Annotated in this window: 25 protein-coding genes; 9 read left to right on the top strand and 16 right to left on the bottom strand. The window is 58.4% G+C overall.

Annotated elements, in window-relative coordinates; translation table 11 throughout:
• Positions 1 to 25: 25 nt before the first annotated feature.
• From ODQ19_RS14940 to ODQ19_RS14985, 10 genes are all read right to left on the bottom strand, one after another.
• Positions 26 to 982 carry a fimbrial protein gene (locus ODQ19_RS14940; protein ID WP_330210478.1) on the bottom strand — a complete coding sequence of 319 codons (957 nt, stop codon included), beginning with the start codon at positions 980 to 982 and terminating at the stop codon, positions 26 to 28.
• Positions 983 to 1,065: 83 nt separating this feature from the next.
• Positions 1,066 to 1,605 carry a fimbrial protein gene (locus tag ODQ19_RS14945; RefSeq protein WP_330210479.1) on the bottom strand — a complete coding sequence of 180 codons (540 nt, stop codon included), beginning with the start codon at positions 1,603 to 1,605 and terminating at the stop codon, positions 1,066 to 1,068.
• An 11-nt stretch (positions 1,606 to 1,616) separates the two neighbouring features.
• Positions 1,617 to 2,096: a fimbrial protein gene (locus tag ODQ19_RS14950; RefSeq protein WP_330210480.1), complete on the bottom strand. Its 480-nt coding sequence runs from the start codon at positions 2,094 to 2,096 to the stop codon at positions 1,617 to 1,619.
• Between the two features lie 13 nt (positions 2,097 to 2,109).
• Positions 2,110 to 2,604: a fimbrial protein gene (locus tag ODQ19_RS14955; RefSeq protein WP_330210481.1), complete on the bottom strand. Its 495-nt coding sequence runs from the start codon at positions 2,602 to 2,604 to the stop codon at positions 2,110 to 2,112.
• Between the two features lie 10 nt (positions 2,605 to 2,614).
• On the bottom strand, positions 2,615 to 3,187 hold the full coding sequence (locus tag ODQ19_RS14960) for a fimbrial protein (RefSeq protein ID WP_330210482.1): 573 nt from the start codon (positions 3,185 to 3,187) through the stop codon (positions 2,615 to 2,617).
• 20 nt (positions 3,188 to 3,207) lie between these two features.
• Positions 3,208 to 3,969 (bottom strand): fimbria/pilus periplasmic chaperone, encoded by a 762-nt coding sequence (locus ODQ19_RS14965; RefSeq protein ID WP_330210483.1) that lies wholly within the window; start codon positions 3,967 to 3,969, stop codon positions 3,208 to 3,210.
• Positions 3,966 to 6,578, bottom strand: coding sequence for an outer membrane usher protein (locus tag ODQ19_RS14970; RefSeq protein WP_330210484.1), 2,613 nt, complete (start codon positions 6,576 to 6,578; stop codon positions 3,966 to 3,968). The genes ODQ19_RS14965 and ODQ19_RS14970 overlap by 4 nt, the downstream gene beginning before the upstream one ends.
• A gap of 19 nt (positions 6,579 to 6,597) precedes the next feature.
• Positions 6,598 to 7,158 (bottom strand): fimbrial protein, encoded by a 561-nt coding sequence (locus tag ODQ19_RS14975; protein ID WP_330210485.1) that lies wholly within the window; start codon positions 7,156 to 7,158, stop codon positions 6,598 to 6,600.
• 51 nt (positions 7,159 to 7,209) lie between these two features.
• The gene (locus tag ODQ19_RS14980) at positions 7,210 to 7,731 is read right to left on the bottom strand and encodes a fimbrial protein (RefSeq protein ID WP_330210486.1); all 522 of its coding nucleotides are present in this window, start codon (positions 7,729 to 7,731) and stop codon (positions 7,210 to 7,212) included.
• A 503-nt stretch (positions 7,732 to 8,234) separates the two neighbouring features.
• A complete protein-coding gene (locus tag ODQ19_RS14985; protein WP_003191311.1) occupies positions 8,235 to 8,420 on the bottom strand; it encodes a hypothetical protein in 186 nt (61 codons plus the stop codon).
• Between the two features lie 310 nt (positions 8,421 to 8,730).
• Here ODQ19_RS14985 and galU point away from each other — a divergent pair, with 310 nt between their 5' ends.
• Positions 8,731 to 9,570 carry a UTP--glucose-1-phosphate uridylyltransferase GalU gene (gene galU / locus ODQ19_RS14990; RefSeq protein ID WP_003173830.1) on the top strand — a complete coding sequence of 280 codons (840 nt, stop codon included), beginning with the start codon at positions 8,731 to 8,733 and terminating at the stop codon, positions 9,568 to 9,570.
• A gap of 105 nt (positions 9,571 to 9,675) precedes the next feature.
• Positions 9,676 to 11,034: a glutathione-disulfide reductase gene (gorA, locus tag ODQ19_RS14995; protein WP_116666082.1), complete on the top strand. Its 1,359-nt coding sequence runs from the start codon at positions 9,676 to 9,678 to the stop codon at positions 11,032 to 11,034.
• Here gorA and ODQ19_RS15000 read toward each other — a convergent pair whose 3' ends face one another.
• The gene (locus ODQ19_RS15000) at positions 11,035 to 12,042 is read right to left on the bottom strand and encodes a DNA-binding protein (RefSeq protein ID WP_330210487.1); all 1,008 of its coding nucleotides are present in this window, start codon (positions 12,040 to 12,042) and stop codon (positions 11,035 to 11,037) included.
• A 169-nt stretch (positions 12,043 to 12,211) separates the two neighbouring features.
• Between ODQ19_RS15000 and ODQ19_RS15005 the strand changes: the two genes are divergently transcribed.
• The 3 genes from ODQ19_RS15005 to ahpF all read left to right on the top strand — a co-directional run bounded on the left by ODQ19_RS15005 (position 12,212) and on the right by ahpF (position 15,537).
• Positions 12,212 to 13,144: a site-specific integrase gene (locus ODQ19_RS15005; protein ID WP_330210488.1), complete on the top strand. Its 933-nt coding sequence runs from the start codon at positions 12,212 to 12,214 to the stop codon at positions 13,142 to 13,144.
• A 133-nt stretch (positions 13,145 to 13,277) separates the two neighbouring features.
• Positions 13,278 to 13,841: an alkyl hydroperoxide reductase subunit C gene (ahpC, locus tag ODQ19_RS15010; protein ID WP_003191303.1), complete on the top strand. Its 564-nt coding sequence runs from the start codon at positions 13,278 to 13,280 to the stop codon at positions 13,839 to 13,841.
• A 130-nt stretch (positions 13,842 to 13,971) separates the two neighbouring features.
• Positions 13,972 to 15,537, top strand: a complete 1,566-nt coding sequence (ahpF, locus tag ODQ19_RS15015; RefSeq protein WP_330210489.1) for an alkyl hydroperoxide reductase subunit F — start codon at positions 13,972 to 13,974, stop codon at positions 15,535 to 15,537.
• 107 nt (positions 15,538 to 15,644) lie between these two features.
• On the opposite strand, the gene gloA is transcribed toward ahpF, so the two are convergent.
• Positions 15,645 to 16,166 carry a lactoylglutathione lyase gene (gene gloA, locus ODQ19_RS15020; protein ID WP_003191301.1) on the bottom strand — a complete coding sequence of 174 codons (522 nt, stop codon included), beginning with the start codon at positions 16,164 to 16,166 and terminating at the stop codon, positions 15,645 to 15,647.
• A 179-nt stretch (positions 16,167 to 16,345) separates the two neighbouring features.
• Between gloA and ODQ19_RS15025 the strand changes: the two genes are divergently transcribed.
• Positions 16,346 to 16,882, top strand: a complete 537-nt coding sequence (locus ODQ19_RS15025) for a DUF4946 domain-containing protein (RefSeq protein WP_330210490.1) — start codon at positions 16,346 to 16,348, stop codon at positions 16,880 to 16,882.
• 111 nt (positions 16,883 to 16,993) lie between these two features.
• Here the strand turns inward: ODQ19_RS15025 and ODQ19_RS15030 are convergent, their stop codons facing one another.
• The 3 genes from ODQ19_RS15030 to ODQ19_RS15040 form a co-directional block, all read right to left on the bottom strand.
• A complete protein-coding gene (locus ODQ19_RS15030) occupies positions 16,994 to 17,359 on the bottom strand; it encodes a histone-like nucleoid-structuring protein, MvaT/MvaU family (protein ID WP_330210491.1) in 366 nt (121 codons plus the stop codon).
• A gap of 194 nt (positions 17,360 to 17,553) precedes the next feature.
• Positions 17,554 to 19,098: an EAL domain-containing protein gene (locus ODQ19_RS15035; RefSeq protein WP_330210492.1), complete on the bottom strand. Its 1,545-nt coding sequence runs from the start codon at positions 19,096 to 19,098 to the stop codon at positions 17,554 to 17,556.
• A 204-nt stretch (positions 19,099 to 19,302) separates the two neighbouring features.
• A complete protein-coding gene (locus tag ODQ19_RS15040) occupies positions 19,303 to 20,181 on the bottom strand; it encodes a LysR family transcriptional regulator (RefSeq protein ID WP_330210493.1) in 879 nt (292 codons plus the stop codon).
• 77 nt (positions 20,182 to 20,258) lie between these two features.
• Here ODQ19_RS15040 and ODQ19_RS15045 point away from each other — a divergent pair, with 77 nt between their 5' ends.
• The 3 genes from ODQ19_RS15045 (at position 20,259) to ODQ19_RS15055 (ending at position 23,901) form a co-directional block, all read left to right on the top strand.
• Positions 20,259 to 21,182 carry a DMT family transporter gene (locus tag ODQ19_RS15045; protein WP_330210494.1) on the top strand — a complete coding sequence of 308 codons (924 nt, stop codon included), beginning with the start codon at positions 20,259 to 20,261 and terminating at the stop codon, positions 21,180 to 21,182.
• Between the two features lie 246 nt (positions 21,183 to 21,428).
• Entirely contained in the window at positions 21,429 to 22,505 is a 1,077-nt protein-coding gene (gene hppD, locus ODQ19_RS15050; protein ID WP_014718504.1) for a 4-hydroxyphenylpyruvate dioxygenase, read from the top strand.
• A 235-nt stretch (positions 22,506 to 22,740) separates the two neighbouring features.
• Positions 22,741 to 23,901, top strand: a complete 1,161-nt coding sequence (locus ODQ19_RS15055; RefSeq protein ID WP_330210520.1) for a dermonecrotic toxin domain-containing protein — start codon at positions 22,741 to 22,743, stop codon at positions 23,899 to 23,901.
• Between the two features lie 58 nt (positions 23,902 to 23,959).
• Here the strand turns inward: ODQ19_RS15055 and rarD are convergent, their stop codons facing one another.
• Positions 23,960 to 24,841, bottom strand: coding sequence for an EamA family transporter RarD (gene rarD / locus ODQ19_RS15060; protein ID WP_330210495.1), 882 nt, complete (start codon positions 24,839 to 24,841; stop codon positions 23,960 to 23,962).
• Between the last annotated feature and the right edge of the window lie 3 nt (positions 24,842 to 24,844).

Raw genomic sequence — 24,844 nt, forward strand, 5'->3', positions numbered from 1 at the left:
TGACTTGGCGCTTAGCCTTACTGACTTACGGCACCCCCATCACCAGCACACCGCTGCCGCTGACAGCCCCTGCGGTGGGCAGTGACCCGGCTCGCCGCACCAGCGTAAAGGTCACGTCATCGCCGCCTGCGCTGTTGGTAATGCGAGTCAGAAACGAGCCATTGACCCGAACCGCCGACCCTGCACGAACCAACGCGGTCCCTACGTCCGGGTTACTCATCGTCAAGAGCCGATTGTCAAACGATGAGGGCGTGCCCTTGTAAGTAATGGTGATCGGTGTGTTAACCCCGCCATCCGGACATGAGTAGGTGAGCCTGCGGTCACTGCGGATGGTGGTGGTCAAGGGATCGGTGCCTATGCCCCGCTGGTGTACATTGCCGAAGTTTATTTCGATGGGATTGTTATTATTGATCGTGCATGTTGATGGCGAAACGGTGAAGTTGTTCGCCGCAGTGTACGTAACCGTCAGATTCGCCGACTCTGAGTTGTAGTTGTTGGTGGCGGTAAGACGCAAGATTCCAAGGTTATCGCCAATCCGAACATCGATCGGATTGGCCGGATAGTTACGCACCAGGATATAGGGCGTGACATTGATCGGGTAAAAGACTCCGTTATTGGGTACGGTGACTATCCCTATACCCGAGGGAACCGGCGTGTTGTAGTGAGCACCATTGATGCGCAGGCCGGTGCGCTCGCCGGTGAACTTGGGGCCTGGGGTCCAAGCGGTGCCTGCAGCGCTTCCGGATGCCCAATAGTCGGCATGCCAGGCAGGGCCTCCACTATAAGTAAACCGACATTCCAACCGTGCACCTTCCAATGTGATCCTGGTACGGTCTGCGCTCAGTGTGACCGTAACGGGGACTTGCAAGTTAGGGTTGCCATTTTGCCATGGCCCGCCATTGACTCGACAGTCGACGGCCTGAGCGGTTGTAGTGACACTTGTCAGCACGAGAAGCACGAGGGCTCCATAGAGTCGTTTCATATTGATCTCTTGTTGCTCTTCTTCCAGGCACTTGCCTATAAGTCATCAACGAGCAGGGCAAGCTGCCCGGAAGCGTTTTGAGGTTAGGGATAATCGAGCGTGAAAGTGGAAGTCACCGTATACGCACCTTGCCCTATGGTTTTGTCCTGGATGGCCTGGGGCTCACCCTGCAGATAAGCCTTAAGTTCAATGACATTGCTGCCCTCACTTAACACCTGATCGTCGCTGACTTGATTCAAAGGCAGTGGTTTGTTGCTCAATGTCTCTAGGCCGACGGCGACACCGGTGGCGCCACTGCCAGGATCCAGAGCGAGCAATCCGGGGAGCGCCATGTTTTCCCGACCGCCGAACAGGATGTTGACCGTCTTGCCGATAGTGGTATCGCAGTCCTCCAGGTGCAGCCGAAAATTTTTACCCTGAGTACGTGTGTTGATATAGAGATGCTTGCTGGTAACGTCCCACAGTTCCAAGGTGATGGCCTCGTCGCCGGGGCGAATTGTGCATGCTTCTTCAACCAGGTTGCCTTTGAAACTGAGGTTGTCCGCCGCTTTTGCGTCGGAGATCAGGCCCAAGGTCAGTATCAGCGCGGTACACGGCCAGTTCTTATGGTGTTTGTGTCCCATGGGTTCGACTCCTACTGGTATTCGGCCAACAGCGTAGCCACCGCCGTAAACCGTGCGGGTGCCAGGGTTGCCCCCGGCTGTTTGACCGGGACCACTTCCAGTACCGGCGGTGACGACAGGCTGATTTCCAGTGGCGTATTGAGTGAAAATGGCAGGTTGTTCTGGAAAACCCGGATACCCAGCGCCGGTACACTCGTCTGTACTGCAGCACCGTCAAACGTGGTTGCCGTGCCATTGACACTCAACTTCAGCGCCCATGGCAGCGTGTCGATGCCGCAGTTGATGGTGTAGCCCACGCCTTTGCGGTATTGCACACCGTCGACGCGCTTGATCCCGACATCGCCAAAATCTACCTCGATGGTGTTGCCCGCATCGATCGTGCATGGGGGAGGTTCGTTGAGTGTGCCGCTGAACGTCAGATTGGCCGATGCAGCACTGCACAGGCCCAGGGAGCACAAGGCGAGCAACGCTCGCTGCGGCCAACAGATCATTGGTCATTCCTCTTCATTGATAATCGACCACGAGGGTGGCGGCGGCATCGAATGCGCCTCCGGTCAGCGTGCTGCCCGGGCGTTTGACCGGTACCGCCTGCACCACCGGTACGTTGGGGTAGGTGAAATTCACTGCCGTGTTCAATGGCCAATCGGCGCCATTGACGAACAGCTTCACCCCAAGGTCCGGCTTGCGGGTGACCAGCACGCGGCTGTCGAATGCGGCGCCCGTGCCCCTGAGTTCCAGGGTCAGCGCGTTGCTGAAAGGGGCGTTGCAGGTGACGGTGTACGGCACGCCACGACGGTAGTTGACCCCGTCGACTCGCGAGGTCAGCAGGTCATTGCCAAAAGGCACGTCGAGCGTACTTCCGCTGTTGATGACACACGGCGGCGGCGCAACGATCACCGCGCGGATGGTCAGGTTGGTCTCGGCCTGCGCACCCAGGCTAAGTGCCCAGAGCAGGCCGCTGCCCATAAACACGGCCCAGGGGCCGTATGACTTAGCCATGGTTTTGCCCTTACTCATAATTGAGCCTGAAATCCACCACGGCCCGGAACGCCCCGCTGGTCAATGGCGCAGCGGTGCGCGTGGGCCGCACGTTCCAGGTCTTGGTGTTACCGCCCAGGGGCAAGAACAGCGGTTCGCCGCGTTGGCCCAGTTGTACGTCCCGGCCCAAGGCGTCGGTCAGCTGCAGCCCCAGGCCGGTGATGCCTTGTACTTTGACCAGGCGCGAATCGTCGTCATCGGCAGGCGCGAGGAAGGCCACCGACAGCACCGGTTGAAAGGCGCTCCAGGTCAGGTTGCCGGTGCGTTCACTGCGGATACTGCCGGCGGTGCGGTTGCACTCGGTAAAGCGCAACTGGAACGCCACTTGGTTGGCCTGGTCGCCGGGGCGGCGTAATTGGCTGGTGGAGACGTCGCCCAGTTCAATGGTCTGATGCAGCGAGGTCATTTCCAGGCTGCACGGGGTTTCGTGCATGGACCCGGAAATATTCAGCACGCCATTCATGCCCTCGATATCCTCGGCCTTCGCGCTCCCCCCCAAAACCAGGAGCAGGCCGCCCAATGCCTTTATGTAATGAGACTTCATGGCTGACTCCAGCGACAGACTTACTGTTTGGGCGGTGCTGCTTGCAGGTTGACCTTGCAAGTCTCGCCGCTGCAGATGAAGGCCAGCAGCGGACGACCGCCGTAATCATTGACGTAGGCCAAGTGCGGGGTAGGGCCCAGGGCTTTGGCAGTCGGGCCCAGGATCAGCGTGCCTTTGGGCGGTACCATCACTGGCTCGAAACCGGCCACGGTCTTGCCCTCCTTGGTACTGCGCGCATCCACCAGGGTCACGTAGTAGGGCGTCGGGTTATTCACCCGGTAATGCTCGCCTTGCCGGGTCAGGGTCAGTTTTTCCTGCCAGGGGTTGGACAGGTCCTGCTGGCTGGGCGTAATGGCTTGAGGTCGGTAGAACAATTTGATCCGGGTTTGCAGCGCGATTTGCAGGGTGTTGGCCTTATCGGTGCGCGGCGGAATTTCCCGCAGGTTGAAGTAGTAGACCGTCTCTCGATCCTGGGGCAATGACTTGGCCGCTGGCAGCGCCTGGACTTTTACCTGGCTCTGTTTGCCCGGTTCCAGGCGCTGCACCGGGGGCAGCACGATCAAGGGCGTGGTGAGTTTCTGGCCCTCTTCATTCTCGATCCAGCCCTGGGCCAGGTAAGGCAATTGGGTGTTGTTATTGGTGATGTTCACGCTGGTGGCGTCCTTGCCGCCGTCGAAAATCACGCGGGTACGGTCCAGGCCGATCGCGGCGTTGGCACTGTGGCTCAAGGCGAGCGTCAGCAGGGCGAGGGTCGAGAGGGTGACGCGTTTGTACAGGGTCATGAGGATGTGGTCTCCATAGCGGGGGGCTTGCCGGTCAGCTCTGCCGGCGCAGACAAGGGTTGATCGGTGGCTGCGATTCGGCAGTCCAGTTGCAGGGCGTTACTCAAGCCGTCAGCGGGCAAGACGTCGGGGAGGGTGAGGGTGCAGCGCTCGTTACCGCCCCAGCTGACGACCATCTGTTCACCGGCTTGAATGCCGCTGAGGTAGACATTGCCGCCGTCATTCACGATGCCGGTGTCCTGCTGCTTGGCGTTCTGGACCGTCGCCCCAAAGGGCGGCGAGCTGCCATCGGGCAGGCGTAGCACTGCCATGGCCTTCTCACCGGCAATCACGTCCAAGGCGCGATAACCAATGGCGCCTTCGGTGAGGGTCAGTTGGGCGACGGATTGCGTGGCTTCGACATTGCTGGGCAAACTCTCCAGATCGACGCTGGCCGCCGTACGCTGGTAGCTGCTCAGGTCGGCGATCACCGCTTTACCGAAGGCGTTGCTGCGGGTCGGCGAGCCGTAACCGCGCACCGGCACGTCAGGCACGCCGCCGGTATCCACCATCAAACGGGTGCCGCCCATGCTGTTGGTACGATGCAGCGCCGCGCCGTGTGGCGTAAGCGTGCCGCCGCCGCGGGCCGACAGGCTGAGGCTGGTGCGACTGCCTTGTTGCCGGCTGGCGGCCAGTGTCAGGTCCGCTTGATCACCCATGTGGCTGAGATAACCACTGGCTGAATTATCGCTTGCCGTCAGTTGGTAACTGTTGCGCTCATCGAGGCGATCGCTGTAGCGGGTTGAAAAGCCGTTCTTGCCTGCCGCCCGGCTGGCGTCCAGCGACAGCGTGCCGCTGCGTCCTAACGGCAGGCTGACCGTCAGCGCCATGCCGTTATCCTTATAGTTGTAATCCAGGGTGCGATAGACGTTGAGTGATAAACTCATGTTTTTGACGGTGCCAACATTGAAGTAGCGAGACACCGACAAGTTCCAGCGCTGGCTGGCTGGGCGCGACCAGTAAGTCTGTTTGTTATAACTGGCGTACACCGTGGCACCCAAGTCACGGAACTGCTTGTTAACGGTCGCCGTATAAAGCGCCTTGCTACCGCCGATGGGTTTGAACTCGGCGGCATATTGGCCGAATTCGTCATGTTGTCCGCGCCCGGCAAGTTCGCCGTTCATGCCGTAATGACGAGCATCGAGGTATTCACTCATGCTCAGGAAGTTCTTATCGGAGAACCGATAACCGGCGAAGGTGACTTGGCTGTCGTACTGTTCAAAGTTCTTCGAATATTGCAGGCGGTAGGATTTGCCTGAGAGCGTTTGATTCCACAGGTTAGCGTGAGATTGGGTGACATCCAGCGATAAAGCGCCCAACACCAACAGGTCGCGGCCTGCACCAACAGTGGCCGCCCGGTAGTTGTTATCGGTTATGGCGCCGCCAAACAACGACCAGCCGTTGCTCACGCCCCAGGAGAATTCGCCGGTGCCGAAAAAGTTGCCGTCAGCGCCATATTGAAGGTCCGATGGCCGCCCGGTCGCCAGCTTGTATCGAACTTGCCCAGGGCGCGTCAGGTAAGGCACGCCAGCGGTGTTGAGCTTGAAGGTCTGCACTGAACCGTCCTGCTCTTCCACCCGCACATCCAGCGTACCGGTGACCGCATCGTTGAGGTCCTGGATGCGAAAGGGGCCGGCCGCCACCAGGGTTTCATACAACACACGCCCTTGTTGGCTGACGACCACCCTGGCGTTGGTCTTGGCCAACCCAACCACCTCAGGCGCATAACCGCGCAGGTTGGGTGGCAGCTGGCTTTCGTCCGAGTTCAGCGCGGCGCCGGTAAAGCGGAAGCTGTCGAACAGGTCCGAATACAGGTAGTTTTCCCCAACCACCAGGCGCGCTTTCAATGAAGGGATGGCGCGGTAAGCGTAATAGCGGCTCCACTCCAGCTTCTGTTCCCCGGCAGAACGGTCTCTTGCGCTGTCGACCCGCCCCTGCCAGTCGGCCCGCAGGCGCCAGGCTCCGGCATTGGCCCCCAGGGTGCCGTTACCACTGAGGTGGTTGCGGGTCCGCTCGTTTTTTTGGGCGTTGGACTGCGCCGTCAGGTTGTAGTCAATCAGCAGCCCTGGCACGCCTTCATCCCAGCGTGCAGGCGGATCCCAATTAAGAGCGCTGTACTCAAGGTAGGCGTGGGGCAGGTTGATGCTCAATGTGGAGGTGGCCAGATCTGCACTCACCTCGGCACCTGGCAAGCCTTGGATATCCAGGCACTCGTCGCCTTTCCACCCCGTGAGCTTGGCTGCTTCGGACGCCTTCAGGCCCAGTTGTGCCACAAGCTCCGCGGACAAGCATGCCTGGCTATCCTTCGGGTCATCATCGGGAGGATAAAACGCCACCGACTGCTCGGAAAGCGCCTGGCCGTTGATCTGCACAAGCATTGTGTAGGTGCCGGGCAGAATGAAACCGCTACGCGAAAACCGCGACAAATCAATATTGGTGCGATCATTCAGGTCAAGAACGTCGGTATTGAATTCGATATCCCCGGCACTCAAGGCTGTGCCTGCCAGTGACATCAGCCCGCCAAACAGCGTGGGGCGCAGCGTATGTTTGATCTTCGACGCATTCAGCATGAAAGCAACCCATCAATGTTCAAAAGTATTCCAACTTGAACCGCACGGCGACACGGTGAGCGCCCGGCGCCAAAGGCAGCCCGTTACCCACCAGCCGCAGCGTGTAGTGAAGTGTCATGTCGCCTTCCGCCAAGGGATGCGGCGCCATCGGCTCGCCCGGCACGCTCTCCTGGCCGGCCGAATCCCAGATGTGAAAGGCAACACCCTGTGAATCGCCGAAGGCAGCAAAGGAGCGACCGTCCCGGTCGCGCGGGCCGTCGAACGTCACCCGCAAATGCTCCCAGTCGGGTAGCGTTGCACCCGGGCGTGAAGGGTCCGGGCGCGTCAATGAGCAGTTGACCAGGCGCAAATCGAAGGGGTGTGGTTCGCCCAGCGCATTTCGCAACAGCCGGCCAATGGGCTCGGCGGGCATCTCGATGGTTTGATCGGCACTGGTCAATTCCAACCCGCACGCGGAGTCGACGACCCTGCCACCAAGCGTGATGACCCCTTCACCTTGCGCAGGCTCCTGCCCGAACACCCAAGGGCTGATGACCACCGCCAATGACGAGCTCATGGCCAGACTTATGAGTTTTTTCACCTTTATCTCCCACCCGTTCCCCCCGCCACCTTGTAGTGGCGGGGGGGCTACTTACTGATAAGCCAAGGTGAAATTGGTGACTGCACTGAAGTCACCCGGCACGATGTCGCCGGTCGCCGCGCCTTGGACAAAGGCGCCGAATTCCAGCGTGTTGTCACCGGTGGAAATGGCCTGGGGAGTGGTTGCCACACCCAGTTGGATAGGGCTGCCGCCATGGGTCATCATGATGCCGACGCGGCCTGCGGTGCCGACGGTGCCGATCGCGCCAGGCACATCGGTCGACGGGGCTGCGGTGAAGGTCGTGGTCACGGTGTTATCGGTCAGGTCCGTCAGGTCGCAACCTTCCAGCTCAATCAGCACACGGCGAGCCTCAGACTTGCCGCCGGTTTGCAATTGATGCTTGGCGATGGCGCCCAGGTGAATGGTCTGATCCACGGATTCAGGCTTGATAGAGCAGGCACCCGAGTGCACCGATCCCAGAAAAGTAACTGTTCCATCTGCCGCGTGAGCCCCGGACATGGAGCCCGCGAACAGCCCGATGGTTAACAGTGCAGCTTTGAACTTAGTTTTCATTTGCAGATGCCCACATAAAAATGTCATGGAAGAGCCCCCGCCACCCGTTGGCGTGGGACTGACTTTTCACCTCAAACGTGGCCTGCAGCAAACCCGGCTGATCGTCAGCCGAATACCAATCAGAAGATTTAACTTTCCAACTAGTTGTATTGCCATTTGGGCGCACGTTTGAAGCGGAAACGATTGTGTGATGGCGGCTTGAAAAAGTAAGTCGTCACATTCGCTTATTAATGTGGGCAGGCAGTATCGCGACTAATAGGAAGAATATGGCATTTTGCCAAAACTTTGGTTTAGGCTGTAAGAATTGAACTACATGCGGCTAAACGCGAATAATTCAGTTAGGGTGATGGCTGTAAGAATGGGATGACATACAGTGAAAATCAATAGACGTTAATAGCGCGAAACAACTAACCGGGCTTCGGGGGCAGTGGCGGTGAAGATGCCTGGGCAGCAGCCACAAAAAAGCCCCGCTTAACGGGGCTTTCAAAGCAATGCAACGAGGCTTACTTGGTTTTCGGCCGCTTGCTCGATGCATGGCCTGCCTCATCCACAAACACTTCGGCTACGGCGATCGCCATGCTTTCGGTCTCGAATACGCCGGCAACGCTGTCACCGTGAAAATTGATCAAGTGCCAGCCGTCTGCTCGCTTCGTGATCAGGTAGCCGTTTACACCTTTTGGTTCTGACATCTGTTGGCAATCTCGTGGTCTTGGTTCAAGGCGCCCATGATAGCGCCAAATGCCGGGGCAGGGCGCAAGTTGTTGCGGGTCAGTGCCAGGGGCGCAAAAGCGTGCTAAAACCAATGCAGCCCTTTCAATCAAGGGGTCGACGCGGGTTCTGACTGACCGTTGGTGACACCCTTTGCAGGATCAGCGGAACTTACGCCGACATTTTTTCTCTATGATGACATCGCAACGCCAGCAGGACCCATTGTAAGGTGACTGCGGCCTGATTAGACTGCGCCGAATTCCGTACGTACAGCCCTTTGTAAGGACTCATATGATCAAGAAATGCTTGTTCCCAGCAGCCGGTTACGGCACTCGCTTCTTGCCAGCGACCAAAGCCATGCCCAAAGAAATGCTGCCAGTGGTGAACAAGCCACTGATTCAGTACGGTGTGGAAGAGGCACTGGATGCCGGTTTGAACGAGATCTCCATCGTCACGGGTCGTGGTAAGCGCGCGCTGGAAGACCACTTCGACATCAGCTATGAGCTGGAAAACCAAATCAAGGGCACCGACAAGGAAAAATACCTGGTCGGTATCCGTAAGTTGCTCGACGAGTGCTCGTTCTCCTATACCCGTCAGACTCAGATGAAAGGCCTCGGCCACGCCATCCTTACCGGCCGCCCGCTGATCGGTGACGAACCGTTCGCCGTGGTCCTGGCGGATGACTTGTGCGTCAACCTGGAAGGCGACGGTGTGCTGACCCAGATGGTCAAGCTCTACCAGAAATACCGTTGCACCATCGTTGCGGTGATGGAAGTCAACCCAACCGAAACCAATAAGTACGGTGTTATCGCCGGCGACGATATTGGCGATGGCCTGATCCGCGTACGCGACATGGTCGAGAAACCAGCACCGGAAGACGCGCCATCGAACCTGGCGATCATCGGTCGTTACATCCTCACGCCGGACATCTTCAAGCTGATCGAAGAAACCGAGCCAGGCAAGGGCGGCGAGATCCAGATCACCGACGCTCTGCTCAAGCAAGCTAAAGACGGTTGCGTGATTGCCTACAAGTTCAAGGGCCAGCGTTTCGACTGCGGCGGCGCTGAGGGCTACATCGAAGCGACCAACTTCTGCTACGAGCATTTCTACAAGACGGGCAAGGCTTACTGATTCACGCTTGCCGGTATGTTTTAAGCGAAAGCCACCTTCGGGTGGCTTTTTCGTTTTTCGGCCCCATGTAAGTCGGTATGCTGGTGTCCTGCCGAGGAGAGTGAAATGGCCTACGATTTTGACCTGTATGTAATTGGCGCCGGTTCCGGCGGTGTTCGCGCGGCGCGCTTTGCCGCGGGCTTTGGCGCCAAGGTGGCGGTGGCCGAGAGCCGCTACCTGGGTGGCACCTGTGTGAACGTCGGCTGCGTGCCAAAGAAGCTATTGGTGTACGGCGCGCATTTTGCCGAAGATTTTGAGCAGGCCAGCGGCTTTGGCTGGTCGCTGGGCGAGGCGAACTTTGATTGGGCGACCCTGATCGCCAACAAGGACCGCGAGATCAACCGCCTCAACGGTATCTATCGCAACCTGTTGGTCAACAGCGGCGTGACCCTGCATGAAGGGCATGCACGCCTGGTCGATGCCCATCAGGTGGAGATCAACGGTGAGCGCTTCACGGCCAAGCACATCCTGATCGCCACCGGCGGCTGGCCGCAGATCCCTGAGATTCCAGGGCGCGAGCACGCCATTGGCTCCAATGAGGCGTTCTTCCTTAAAGAGCTGCCCAAGCGCGTACTGGTGGTGGGTGGTGGTTATATCGCCGTTGAGTTTGCCGGCATTTTCCACGGCTTGGGCGCACACACTTCATTGCTGTATCGCGGCGACCTGTTCTTGCGCGGCTTTGACGGTTCGGTGCGCAAACACCTGCAAGAAGAGCTGACCAAGCGCGGCCTGGACTTGCAGTTCAATGCCGACATCGAGCGCATCGACAAGCAGGCCGACGGCAGCCTCAAGGCGACTTTGAAGGATGGCCGCGTGCTGGAAGCCGATTGCGTGTTCTACGCCACTGGCCGCCGTCCAATGCTGGATAACCTGGGCCTGGAAAATACTGGGGTCAAACTGGACGAGCGCGGTTTCGTCGCGGTGGATGATCTCTATCAGACCGCCGAGCCGTCGATCCTGGCGATTGGCGATGTGATTGGTCGTGTGCAGCTGACGCCGGTGGCCCTGGCTGAAGGCATGGCCGTGGCGCGGCGGTTGTTCAAGCCCGAGCAGTACCGCGCGGTGGATTACGCCAACATCGCGACGGCCGTGTTCAGCCTGCCGAATATCGGCACAGTCGGCCTGACAGAAGAGGATGCACGCAAAAAAGGCCACAACGTGCAGATCTTTGAAAGCCGGTTCCGGCCGATGAAGCTGACGCTGACCGAGTGCCAGGAAAAGACCTTGATGAAGCTGGTGGTCGACGCCGACACCGACAAAGTGCTGGGTTGCCACATGGTCGGCCCGGATGCGGGTGAAATCGTGCAAGGGCTGGCGATCGCGCTCAAGGCGGGCGCGACCAAACAGCATTTCGACGAAACCATCGGCGTGCATCCTACGGCGGCGGAAGAATTCGTCACCATGCGCACACCTGTGGCGGACTGATCAGGTTGGCTCTGCTGCCTCTGGCGCCGTTGCAACGACGGTCGCCAGGCGCAGGGCTTCGATGCTTGCCTGGGCCTTGATCAGGTCCAGCTCAAGCGCCTTGTTGTGCTGCTGGTGTTCAAGCAGGGCCGCTTGGCGTGATTGGCTGTCCAGCACGGCAACACGTAGGCGTTCCTGGAGCAGGGTGCGTTCGCTGTCGATCTGGCTGAGCTGCTCCGTAAGTTTCAGCTGTAGCGCCTGGTCCTGGCGTGCTTGCTCCTGCAGCGCATTCAATTCCTTGGCGGTCACTCGCTGCTCACTCAGCAGGCGCTCGTTATCGCGATGAAGTTGGGTGATTTCGTCCTGGCGCACCAGTGCGCTTTGCTGTGCCTGACGCAATTCAGCCTGTACCTGTTGCAACTGGCCCTCATGGCGACGCTGTTCCTGCTCACGCTGCTCCTTGATGGCAGTGCGGTAATGCTCAAGCGCATCGCGGGCGTGCAGGTGTTTTTCTTCCAGTGAGCGAATCTGCTCGTCCTTGTCGTTGAGCCTCAGCTCGTAGTCGCTGCACGCCTGGCTCAGCCCGGCGTTACGGGTTTGCTCGGTCTGCAGGCTGGTGCTGGCGGTTTGCAGTGCCGCACTTTCTTCGGCCAGGGCCGCGGCCTGGATATCAAATTGCTGTTTGAGCTGGGTGTGCGCCTCTTCCAGGGTTTCTACCTGGGCGAGCAGGGCGGCTTTGTGTTGCTCGAATTGCGCCAGGGCCAAGTCGATCGGCTCTTGGGCCTTCTCTTTCAGGCGTTGGGACAGGCGTGCGACCAGCTCACCAAGCTCATCGTCAATCGGCGCTTGGGTGATGGTCTGGCGCGTCTCGCTTTCGTCCAGTTCTTTCAAATAGCGATGAATGGTGGTTTTCGAGCCGGTATTACCCATTTCGATACGCACCGCATCGATGCTGGGGTTTTCGCCACGGGCGAGGATCGCCAGGCGTGCCGTTTGCACTACTGCTTTGTTTATGCCGCCGCGAGCCATGGGGTCTCCGTCGATTTAGTACTGTGGTACATGGTATGTATATACATACTATAACATGATTAAAAACTCGTTGAAATTCATGATTTAACAGATGGGATATTGGCGTATTATCCCGTGTCATAAGCATTTTCATCAGTCATCAACTTGCTAGCAGTACGAAAAGACGCCTATGAGCGACCTGGACCGATATCTCAACGCCGCCACCCGCGACAACACGCGCCGCAGCTACCGCGCGGCCATCGAGCATTTCGAAGTCAGTTGGGGAGGGTTCCTGCCGGCCACCAGTGACAGCGTGGCGCGCTACCTGGTGGCGCATGCCGGGGTGTTGGCAGTCAACACCTTAAAACTGCGGCTCTCGGCCTTGGCGCAATGGCATACCAGCCAAGGGTTTGCCGACCCGACGAAAGCGCCGGTGGTACGCAAGGTGCTCAAGGGCATCCGCGCGGTGCACCCGGTGCGGGAACGCCAGGCCGAGCCTTTGCAGCTCACGCAGTTGGAACAGGTGATCGCAGCCTTGGACATTGAAGCCAAACAGGCCAGCGAGCATTACGACCAGCCGCGCTTGCTGCGGGCCAAGCGCGACGCTGCGTTGATTCTGTTGGGCTTCTGGCGGGGTTTTCGCAGTGATGAGCTGTGCCGATTAAGCATCGAGCATGTGCAAGCCGTGCCCGGCGCAGGCATCAGCCTGTACTTGCCGCGCAGCAAAAGTGATCGAGACAACCTCGGCAAGACCTACCAGACCCCGGCGCTGCTGCGGCTGTGCCCGGTGCAGGCTTATAGCGAGTGGATCAGCGCCTCGGCTTTGGTTCGCGGCCCGGTGTTTCGTAGCATTGACCGCTGGGGCAACCTGGGCGAGGAGGGCTTGCACCCCAACAGTGTGATCCCGCTACTGCGCCAGGCCCTTGAGCGCGCAGGCATCCCCGCCGATCAATACACCAGCCACTCCCTGCGTCGGGGCTTCGCCACTTGGGCGCATCGCAGTGGTTGGGATTTGAAGTCGCTAATGAGTTACGTCGGTTGGAACGACATGAAATCTGCAATGCGCTATGTTGAAGCGACGCCGTTTCTGGGCATGACCCTGGCGACCCAACCGCTGATTTGAGATTTCTTCTATTAATAGCGTCACCTGATAGAGAAAGCCAATCGTCAGCATCAGGTTTGCCAATGAGCCATCGACCGAAAGAGCCGGTAGGATTCATCTCATCAACTTCTTAACCCCTGACGGAGAGTCAACGATGCCTATCATCAACAGCCAAGTAAAACCGTTTAAAGCCACCGCTTTCAAAAACGGCAGCTTCGTCGATGTGACTGACGCTGACCTGAAAGGCAAGTGGTCGGTTGTATTCTTCTACCCAGCCGACTTCACCTTCGTTTGCCCAACCGAACTGGAAGACCTGGCTGACAACTACGCCGAATTCCAGAAACTGGGCGTTGAAATCTACAGTGTTTCCACCGACACCCACTTTGCCCACGCTGCCTGGCACAACACTTCGCCAGCCATCGGCAAAATCCAATACACCATGATCGGCGACCCAACCCTGACCATCTCCCGCAACTTCGACGTACTGATCGAAGAAGCTGGCTTGGCAGACCGCGGCACCTTCGTGATCAACCCAGAAGGTCAGATCAAGATCGTTGAACTGAACGACGGTGGTGTAGGCCGTGACGCTTCGGAGCTGCTGCGCAAGATCAAGGCCGCACAGTATGTCGCTGCCCACCCAGGTGAAGTCTGCCCAGCCAAGTGGAAAGAAGGCGAGGCCACTCTGGCGCCGTCTCTGGACCTGGTCGGCAAGATCTAAGTCTGTGAACGCGTATCAAGGGCGGGTATCCGCACTTAAGTAAGCTGCATCCGCCCTCAAAACGCCCGGGCGAGATTCGCTCGGGCGTTTTTTTGTCTGCAATAAACCGAATGAACAGGAAATCGCCCGTATGTTGGATGCCAATCTTAAAGCTCAGTTGAAGTCATACCTGGAACGGGTCACCCAGCCGATCGAGATCGTCGCTTCCCTCGACGACGGTGCGAAATCCCAGGAAATGCTCGCTCTCTTGCAGGACGTAACCAGCCTCTCAACGCTGATTACCCTGAACACCGATGGCAATGATGCGCGCAAGCCATCGTTCTCCATCAACCGCCCGGGTGCCGAGATCAACCTGCGTTTCGCCGGCATCCCTATGGGCCATGAATTCACTTCGCTGGTGCTGGCCCTGCTGCAAGTTGGTGGCCACCCGTCGAAAGCCAGTGTCGAGGTAATTGAACAAATCCGGGCCCTCAAAGGCGAGTTCAGCTTCGAGACTTACTTCTCGCTGTCGTGCCAGAACTGCCCGGATGTGGTCCAGGCGCTGAACCTGATGGCTGTACTGAACCCCAACATTCGCCACGTTGCGATTGATGGCGCGCTGTTCCAGGCCGAAGTCGATGAGCGCCAGATCATGGCGGTCCCGAGCGTGTACTTGAACGGGGTCAACTTTGGCCAGGGCCGCATGGGCCTCGAAGAGATCCTCGCCAAGCTCGACACCAGCGGTATCGAGAAAGCCGCGGAGAAAATCAGCGCCAAAGAGGCCTTCGACGTCCTGGTGGTTGGCGGTGGCCCGGCCGGGTCCTCGGCCGCCATCTACGCGGCACGTAAAGGTATTCGTACTGGTGTGGCGGCTGAACGCTTTGGTGGCCAGGTGCTGGACACCATGTCCATCGAGAATTTTATCTCGGTACAAGAAACCGAAGGACCGAAACTGGCCAGCGCACTGGAAGCCCATGTGCGTCAGTACGATGTGGACATCATGAACCTGCAACGCGCCAGCCGTCTGGTACCGGCGAAAAATGCCGGTGAGCTGCACGAAATTCGCTTCGAAAGCGGTGCGACCCTCAAGTCCAAGACGGTGATCCTGGCCACAGGCGCCCGCTGGAGAGAGATGGGTGTGCCTGGTGAGCAGGAATACAAAGCCCGCGGCGTATGCTTCTGCCCGCATTGCGATGGCCCGTTGTTCAAGGGCAAGCGTGTGGCGGTGATCGGCGGCGGCAACTCCGGCGTGGAAGCGGCCATTGACCTGGCCGGCATCGTCAGCCATGTCACCTTGCTTGAGTTCGACAGCAAGCTGCGAGCCGACGCCGTGTTGCAACGCAAGCTCTACAGCCTGCCGAACGTGGATGTGATTACCAGTGCATTGACCAGTGAGGTCAAAGGCGATGGACAGAAAGTCACCGGCCTTGCCTACAAGGACCGCGACAGCGGTGAGTTCAAGACCATCGACCTGGAAGGCATCTTTGTGCAGATTGGCTTGCTGCCCAACACCGACTGGCTCAAAGGCACCGTAGAGCTGTCGCCGCGCGGCGAGATCATTGTCGATGCCCGTGGCGAGACTTCACTGCCTGGCGTGTTCGCCGCCGGTGACGTAACCACCGTGCCGTACAAGCAGATCGTGATTGCAGTAGGCGAGGGCGCCAAGGCTTCGTTGAGCGCGTTCGATCACCTGATCCGCACCTCCGCTCCGGCGTAAATCCTGGGCTGCAAATGAAAAACCCCATGAGCGATCATGGGGTTTTTCTCGTTCCCACGCTCCGCGTGGGAATGCATCCGGTGACGCTGCGCGTCACGCAGTGCTTATTACATCGGCGCCGGCTGGATGATCTCAACCCAATAAGCATCCGGGTCCTTGATGAACGCGAGGCTCTTCATGCGGCCATCCGTCAGGCGCTTTTGGAAGTCGCAACCCAGGGCTTCGAAACGTTCGCACGCCGCCACAATGTCCGGCACCGAGATGCAGATATGGCCAAAGCCGCGCGGGTCGGTGTTACCGTTGTGGTAGGCAAAGTCGGCATCGTTTTCGGTGCCGTGGTTGTGGGTCAGTTCGAGGATGCCAGGAATTGATTTCATCCATTGGGTACGCTCGGCGGCGTCGGCCGGGATCTGGGCCTTGTCCACCAGGGCCAGAAAGTACAGGCTGAATTCGGCTTCCGGGAAGTCACGTTTCTCGACCAGGGAAAAACCCAGGATGCGCGTATAGAAGTCCAGCGACTTGGTGATGTCCTTGACCCGCAACATGGTGTGGTTGAACACGAAGTTCGCCGTAGCATTGTCGGGTTGGGCAGTGACGCCCGGGAAGGTGTTCAATTCGTGCAGGCTCATGGGCCCTCCAGAAAAAATGTGAGATGAGCGGTCCATTGGCTTGCGGCCTGCCTCCATGCAGGCGGGCCATGATACGCAAGGCGCACCGGCTGCGCCAAATGAAAAAGCGCGCCCAACCCTTGCGGTCAGCGCGTGCAGGGCCGCACACTTTGCGGCTGGAACCTTGGGTGTTTTTTGCAATGATCGAGTTTCGTAGGCCGCTGTTGAGTGCTGTGTGCGTGTTGTTGGGCAGCCCGTTTGTGCTGGCAGCTGACCCGCAGGTCCATTGGCCCAGCGGTTGGCAGGTCGAAGAAGTCGTGCCTGACGGCGAACGCCCTGCCAAACCCCAAGCAGTGTCCCGGCAGCGAGCGATCAAGAATGATGAAAATGGCGCCACGTTGATGGTGATGGAGTTGACCGGGACGCCGATTGAAACCGGCCATAAAGTTAATCTTCCCGGCGTGTTGCTGGAGATGCGCAAGTCGATCCAGAAAGACTTTGCCCGTGGCGGTTATCAAAGCGTGTGCAGCAAAATGCACCCCACGACATTGAGTCGGCTTGACGCGCTGGAAACTACTTGTGTGATTACCGAGAACGGTCGACACGTATTGTCGCAAACATTAGTCGGTGCGCTGGATGTCGATAAGGCCTATGTATTTTCATACGCGGGCCAGGCGCAAGCGTACGAGGCGAGCAAGGAGGAAATCAGTTCGGTGCGTAACAGTCTGAAACTTTGACCCGCTCAAGCTGAGCGAAAGTGAACAATATGAACGCTAAGTTAAATTCGATTCCGAACCGCTAGAGCAAAAAAAGCCCCACGTATGCGGGGCTATTTTTTAGTACATGTTTCAGCCGCGAAGCCAGGAGTCTACAGTGGCAGCGCCGTACTCTTCTTTCCAGGCTTTGAGGCCGCGGTGGTTGCCACCTTTGGTCTCGATCAGTTCGCCGGTGTGCGGGTTGTGGTAAACCTTGACCACCCGTGCGCGGCGCTGTTTTGGGGCGGCGGCGGTCGGTGCGCCGCCTTTGCGTGGCGCTGGATCGAGGATAGCGATCACGTCGCGCAGGCTTTTGTCGTATTTGCCCATCAGCGTCTTGAGCTTTTCTTCGAATTCGATTTCTTTCTTCAAGCCAGCGTCATTCTTCAAGGATTCCAGCTGTGCAAGCTGCTCTTGAAGGGCTTTTTCTGCTGCGCGAAATTCGGCGAGTCTGGACAAAATCTGTACTCCAATAATGTAGTTGCTGATATCAACTGCAGACAAAGCTATAAGCCAAGAACGTTAAACCACGTCAACGAAAAAGACCCTTCTGCGAGTTCTGCACAGGCAGAAAAAATTGTAGTAGTTAATTCATCCCGAGTAAATCATGTCTTCTAAAGAAAGACCAATCTTTCATCGTAGGTCGCGCAAGGCTATTCAACGATCCCCAACGATTTAATGAATTCATCGCAGGGCAATGGTCGGCCAAACAGGTAACCCTGTAGGAACTCCACGCCTTGGGCAACGAGGTATTCACACTGTTGGGCTGTTTCTACGCCTTCGGCAACAATGCCTAGATCCAGCTTGACCGACAACTCTATGATGCTGTCGAGAATATGCCGCGACAGCGCATCCGCACCGATCATGGCGACAAAGCTTTGATCGATCTTCAAGTAGTCGACATTGAAATTGCGCAAATAGCCCAAGCTGGAGTGGCCGGTGCCGAAGTCATCGATGGCGATCATAACGCCCAGTTGATGCAGGGCCTCGAACAGGCAGCGAGTGGTCTCGGTAGGTTCGATCAACTCCCGCTCGGTCAGCTCCAGCACCAGGGTGACCTGGCCGGGTGGAAAGGCGGCCAGGAATTCCTGGCAGTCCTGCACCAGTGCCATGTCCTGGCAATGGCGCGCGGTGATGTTCACGCCGATATGAAAGCCGGGGTTGAAGCGTGCCGCATGGGGCGCCAGTTGCGCGGCGGTCTGGCGCAGCAGGGCGCGGGTCATCGGCACGATCAGGCCAGAGTCTTCGGCCAGGGGAATAAACAGGTCCGGTCGCACCAGGCCTTCTTTGGGATGCCTCCAGCGCATCAGGACCTCACAGCCGGCCCATTGGCGTGTGTCACCCCGTACCACCGGTTGGAAATACGGGATGAACTCGTTGGCTCCCAAGGCGCGTTGTAACTCGTGGGTCGGCGCGGACGAGCGTTTTTGCAGCCAGTGAGCGAGCAGCCCCGCCAATATCCCAAAAAACACCACCAGGCTGAACAGCGCCGGATACCGCGCCTGCATGTAGCGCCAGACTTCACCCTCAGGCATCCCGGCCTCGACACTGTACCGATAGCGCTCGGAAGCCAGGCGTTGTGGTGCCACGGCAAATACCGGCAACGCGCCTTGATGCACCTTGCCGTCGGCACCCAGCCAGTTCGGGCCGACTTGCAATACCAAGTACGCGTAACGGCTGATCAAGCGCAGGGCGTTGGTGAGGTGGTAACCGTCAACCGAAGCAAACGCGCCTTGATCGCCTTCCACCAGGCGGTACACCAGCAGGGCGGTATCGGGTGTAACGGGGTTGCCTTTCATCAACCACAGGCGCCCATCCACATAGTCGTCCGGGTTGACGGGCGATTGGTAGCGACCGCCAAACAACGAGCTGCAATAGATGTTTTTCTGCCAGGACAGCGTCGTGGCCCGCACAAACGGCCGGCGCGTGACTTGTTCACGTAGCGCCAACTTGGCGCTGCTGTCACAAGGTTTACCGGCCAGCGGCAGCAAAGCCTGGGCAGCGATGGCGGTATTGTCGAGCATCAGGTCGAACTGGCGGACCGCTTCTTGAGCGGTTTGCGCCGTGCTTTGCTCAAGGGTGCGCTCGGCTTGCCAGTACAGAATCACAACCCCCAGCAAGATGGGCAACACGCCGCTGGTTGCACTGATGAAATAGCGTGCGGCTCGGCTTCGTGGGCCTTTGACAGTCAGGGGCATAGGGGCAGTCAGTCGCGAGAAAAAGAGTGAGATAAGCCGATGATAGATGGCATTACGCAGGCCTGCTCACTTGTTTCAAGCGGGTTGACCTAGCCGTTCGGTCAGTTTTGACGGGGATCCGGCACCGCCCCCCGCCCGAACCCGCAAAGTTCGTTGAAGTACAGATTGTGGAGGGTGTCGCCGACGCTGCGCATAGGCAGGTAACTAAGTGGGCGAGGGGTACAGCCCCTGCGCCAGCTCGATGAATGCCAGGGTAGCCGGGGAAGACTGTCGTCGATCCAGCACCGCCAGTCCGATCCGGCGCGGGACCCGCGGCGCCAATGGCAACGCCACATAACGCCAGTCGCTATGTTCCGGCAAGGAAGCCTGCGCAACCACACTCAAGCCATCGCCCCGACTGACCGCCTCCAACGTACTGAGCAACTGCGCACAGCGGTACCGTACTTTGGGCTGCAATCGGGCTTGACTGAACAAGCGCATCACCAGCTCCGACGAGCCGGCTTCAGTCAGGATAAAGGGTTCATCGCAGAGGGCTTGCAGGGGCACGGCCTCACTGGCGGCCGACCGGTGCCCGGCCGGTAGCAGCGCCACCAGTTGATCTTCCAGCAACGCGACCGTATCGAAGCGTTCCTGCTCCAGCACCACAAAACCGATATCCACCCGGCGTTCATCCAGCCACTGAATGACCTGGCGATCAGGCCCTTCATCCACATGCACTTCAATACCCGGATAAACCTGGCGAAAGCGGCTGAGGATAGGCGGTAACAACCGAACCGACGCCGTCGGCCCGAACGAGCCGATACGCAGCGTGCCTCGCTTCATGCCGCGTGCATCCGCCGCTTCCTGCTGCAAGGTGTTGGCCAGCCCCAGCATGGCCCGGGCGCGCCCCAGCAATTGTGCGCCGATCTCGCTCAGTTCCACCGCCGTCTGATGGCGCCGAAACAACTCCACCCCCAGTTCCTGCTCCAAGGCCTTGATCGCGTGGGACACCGCCGACTGGCTGATACCCAGGCGATGCGCCGCACTGGTAAAACCTTGCAGTTCGGCCACCAGAGAAAAGATTTCCAGCTGGGTCAGGGTCATGAGTAAAGGCTCATTTTACGATGAGGAATGATTAGCCAAAGAATACGCCCATTCCTTCCCCACCTGAGCACCGCCTTATGCGTCAATTCGCCGATGGCCGCACTTATCTGAAGCTTGCCGCTGTCACCATGATCTGGGGCGGCACCTTTGTCGCAGGGCGCTACCTGGCCGATCAGGTCCACCCGCTGCTGGCCGCCACTCTGCGTTTCATGTTGGCCAGCGCTGCATTGCTGCTGTTCATGGCCGTTTCGCGCACGGCCCTGGTACGCCCCAGCACGCGCCAATGGGGCCAATTGGCGGTGTTGGGGTTCTTCGGGATTTTCTTTTACAACCTGTGCTTCTTTTATGGGCTGCAGTACACCAATGCGTCACGCGCCTCGTTGATTGTCGCGTTGAACCCGGCGGTGATCGGCCTGGCGTCCTGGTGGTTGTTCAAGGAGCGCCTGGGCCGCATCAAATGTATCGGTATCGTGTTGTGCCTGGCAGGCGCGGCGACCGTCATCATCAGCCGCAACCCCCAGGCATTGCAGGGCGCGACCATGGCCTGGGCCGGTGACCTGCTGATCCTCGGCTGCGTAGCCGGGTGGGGCGTATACACGCTGTTCTCCCGTGGGCTCAATCAGAGCCTGGGTCCGTTGCAGACCGTGACCTGGTCGGTGCTGCTGGGCACGCTGATGCTAAGCGTTACGGCGCTGGTTTCACCCAGCGTCACCATGACAGGGCTGCACGCTATTGATCTGCCGCAACTGCTCAGCCTGATGTACCTGGGCGTGATGGGTTCGGCGCTGGCGTATATCGGCTATTACGATGGCATTCGTCGCATAGGCGCCACACGCTCCGGGGTATTCATCGCGCTCAACCCATTGACGGCGGTCATTTGCGGCGCGGTGCTGCTGGACGAACCGCTGACGATGGCGATGTGGGTGGGGGGCGCGGTCATCCTGCTGGGCATCTACCTGTGTAACAAACCCCTTGCGCAGGGCAGGGTAATGGGGATTTGATAAGACTACGGACAAACCCGGTTACGCTGTGTAGAATCAGTTTACGCATACAAGAATATGGACTTGCGCTCACGCAAGCCTCGGCCGTCAGAGACTGATGACACCATGAAGCTACTTGGCTCCCCCCTCATCTTTGGTGACTTCCTCGCCCGCAGCGTGCGAGGCCTTTCTTGTGCGCCACCCTCCAGCCTCATCCTTGCTCGCAACTAAACCATTGCTACCTACAAGAATGATGAGGCACCGAACATGACCGACCAACATGCAAACCCAATGGGCCTGATGGGCTTTGAATTCATCGAATTCGCCTCGCCGACCCCGGGCACCCTGGAGCCGATCTTCGAGATCATGGGCTTCACCAAAGTGGCCACCCACCGTTCCAAGAACGTGCACCTGTATCGCCAGGGCGAGATCAACCTGATCCTCAACAACGAACCCGATAGCCTGGCCTCGTATTTCGCGGCCGAGCACGGCCCATCGGTGTGCGGCATGGCGTTTCGCGTCAAGGACTCGCAGCAGGCTTACAAACGCGCCCTGGAACTGGGCGCCCAGCCGATCCACATCGACACCGGCCCGATGGAATTGAACCTGCCGGCGATCAAAGGCATTGGCGGTTCGCCGTTGTACCTGATCGACCGTTTCGGCGAAGGCAACTCGATCTACGACATCGACTTCGTCTACCTTGAAGGCGTTGACCGCCATCCGGTAGGCGCTGGCCTGAAGGTCATCGACCACCTGACCCACAACGTCTATCGCGGGCGCATGATCTATTGGGCCAACTTCTACGAGAAGCTGTTCAACTTCCGTGAAGCGCGTTACTTCGATATCAAGGGCGAGTACACCGGCCTGACCTCCAAGGCCATGAGCGCGCCGGACGGCCAGATCCGGATCCCGTTGAACGAAGAGTCGTCCAAGGGCGCCGGGCAGATCGAAGAGTTCCTGATGCAGTTCAATGGCGAGGGGATCCAGCACGTAGCGTTCCTCACCGACGACCTGATCAAGACCTGGGACGCGCTGAAGAAGATCGGCATGCGCTTCATGACCGCGCCGCCAGACACTTACTACGAAATGCTCGAAGGCCGCCTGCCGAACCACGGCGAGCCAGTGGACCAGTTGCAATCGCGCGGCATCCTGTTGGACGGCTCGTCGGTTGCCGGTGACAAGCGCCTGCTGCTGCAGATCTTCTCGGAAACCCTGATGGGCCCGGTGTTCTTCGAATTCATCCAGCGTAAAGGCGACGATGGGTTTGGCGAGGGCAACTTCAAGGCGCTGTTCGAGTCGATCGAGCGCGACCAGGTGCGTCGTGGTGTACTGACCGCAGATTGATCGACAGGCTAAAGCAAAAAAGCCCGGTTTTTACCGGGCTTTTTTGTGCCTGATGCATCGTATTGCAAATGACCTGCGGTTTATTGGGAACAGATGTTTCTTGAGATATCACTCAGAGGGTAGGGCGCAGACAATTCCTGCGTGTCCACTATCAAGAGGCCCTTTTATGAATGTGAATTCTCCTACCCTTCAACGCCCGATCAGCCCGGCTACATCAACGGAGCAGGCAGGGCCTGTGCGCAATGTTCGTTCAGCCGCTAATGCAGACCCAGTCGATCAGGCGCGTAAAAAGTTTCTCGATGACGGTGAAACCGAGTATTTGGGCAACACACTCAGCGCCGAGGGATATCAGCTGACGAAAGCAGTGGTGTCACCCAATAAACCGGGAGCGCCCGGGGTGCAGGTCTCGACATTTGCCGTTGATGGCGTTCAGTCCAACGACATGATGGTGATCAAGCGGGTGCCGCCTACAGAGAATGGGCCCAACTTAGTCCTGTATATGCCGGAAGACGACGTGACCTCGTTTCATGAGTTCCAGAATGCAGAGCAGATGACGGCCTGGCTCAAAGAAGTGGCCAATGACCCGACTGAGCGCAAGCGATTTACGAAGCATTTTGCCAATGATCAAGCGCCCAAGCAGGAGGAGCGGGTCAACCAGAAATTTGGCAGGTTCGCTGATGGCGATATCAATGCAGTGGTGGGAAGTTTTGGTTATGAGAAGGGGGATATCTTCGAGCGTTTAAACAAGGACGCTTCGACCCCACCCGCTCCGGTCGACGGGCTGGTGCGAACGCAGCTTTATAAACAGGAACCCGATGGCAAGGCGTTTTATGTCGGATATCGGCCAGATGGAGAAGCCATCGTCTATAGCTACGACGCTTATGGAAACTTGCACGGCGGCGGCCAAAAAAAGGACGCCAAGGAGCGCAGATTTTATTTCGTTCAAAATGGGTTGAATGAAAACAAACCGCTTGAACCCATGACGTTCAATGAGTTCCGCAAAAAAATAGCCAGTGTTTCCTTGGACAATGTGGGGGCCAATAATCTAAACGGTCTTTACGACGAATTCCTGAAGCAACTCAGAAGTCCTGGGCATGGCCTCGCTACCGCGTTGAAAGCGCTGGGCGTTCCTGAAGACATAGCCCACTCCATCGAAACCATCGTGAAAGACCCCGTCAAAGGAACGTTGCTTGAATTGAACCGCGACAATCGTATCGGCAAGCTGTTTGGTGTCGATCAGCAAGAGATGGATGCCAAGCTGGAAAGCGCAGGCAACCAAGCTCAAAACAACATTCCCTATTACGGTAAGTGGCGAGAGAGGTTGGAAAAGACCGCCAACGTCATTGAACAAGTTGCCGGCACACCTGAAGTGCCGACAACCGAAGTCAGGACCTGATTCAATCGACAGAGGGGTACGGACGCCCCCACTACCGACATCCACGCTCAGCCTCCCATCAAGCCCGGCGCTGACGCACCAAATGCTTGAACCCCTCATACACCAGCACCATCACCGCCAGCCAGATCGGAATATAGGTCAGCCACTGTCCGCCCTCGATCCCTTCGCCCAACAGCAGCGCCACTCCCAGCAGCAATACCGGCTCCACATAGCTCAGCAGCCCGAACAGGCTGAACGCCAACAAGCGACTGGCAATGATGTAACTCACCAGCGCCGAGGCACTGATAAGGCCCAGCATAGGAATCAATGCATAGAGCTTTGGTTGCCCATCCAGTACGGCAAAGCCTTGTTCGCCGCTTTGTACAAACCACCAAGCCACCGGCAGCATCAACGCCATATCCAGCCACAGCCCTCCCAGATGATCAGTGGTCAGGTATTTACGCACCACGAAGTACACCGGGTAGCCGATGATCACCACCAGTGTTGCCCAGGAAAAACCACCGGCCTGATACAGCTCGTTCAACACGCCCAGCGCGGCGAACACCACGGCAATCTGTTGCAGCCGTGACAGGCGCTCGCCGTAGACCAGGCGCCCGGTGAGTACCATGGTCAACGGCAGCAGGAAATACCCCACGGACACGTCCAGGCTGCGCCCATTGAGCGGCGCCCACATGAACAACCACAGCTGCACGCCGAGCAAGGCCGACGACACCAGCACGCCGCCGATCAGCCGTGGCTTGGCCGCCAGCATGCGCAGCAGCTCCCAGACCCTGCGCCACTCGCCGCTGACGAGCATGAACAGCGTCATGCAGGGCACGGTGAGCAACATGCGCCAGCCGAAAATCTCCAGGCCACTCAGGGGCGTAAGCAGTGATGTGAAGTAATACATCACGGCAAACAGCACCGAGGCCAAGACCGATAACACAACACCTTTAGACACGCT

The organism is Pseudomonas sp. AM4(2022) (assembly GCF_036346515.1).
GTDB classification, from domain to species: Bacteria; Pseudomonadota; Gammaproteobacteria; order Pseudomonadales; family Pseudomonadaceae; genus Aquipseudomonas; species Aquipseudomonas paracarnis.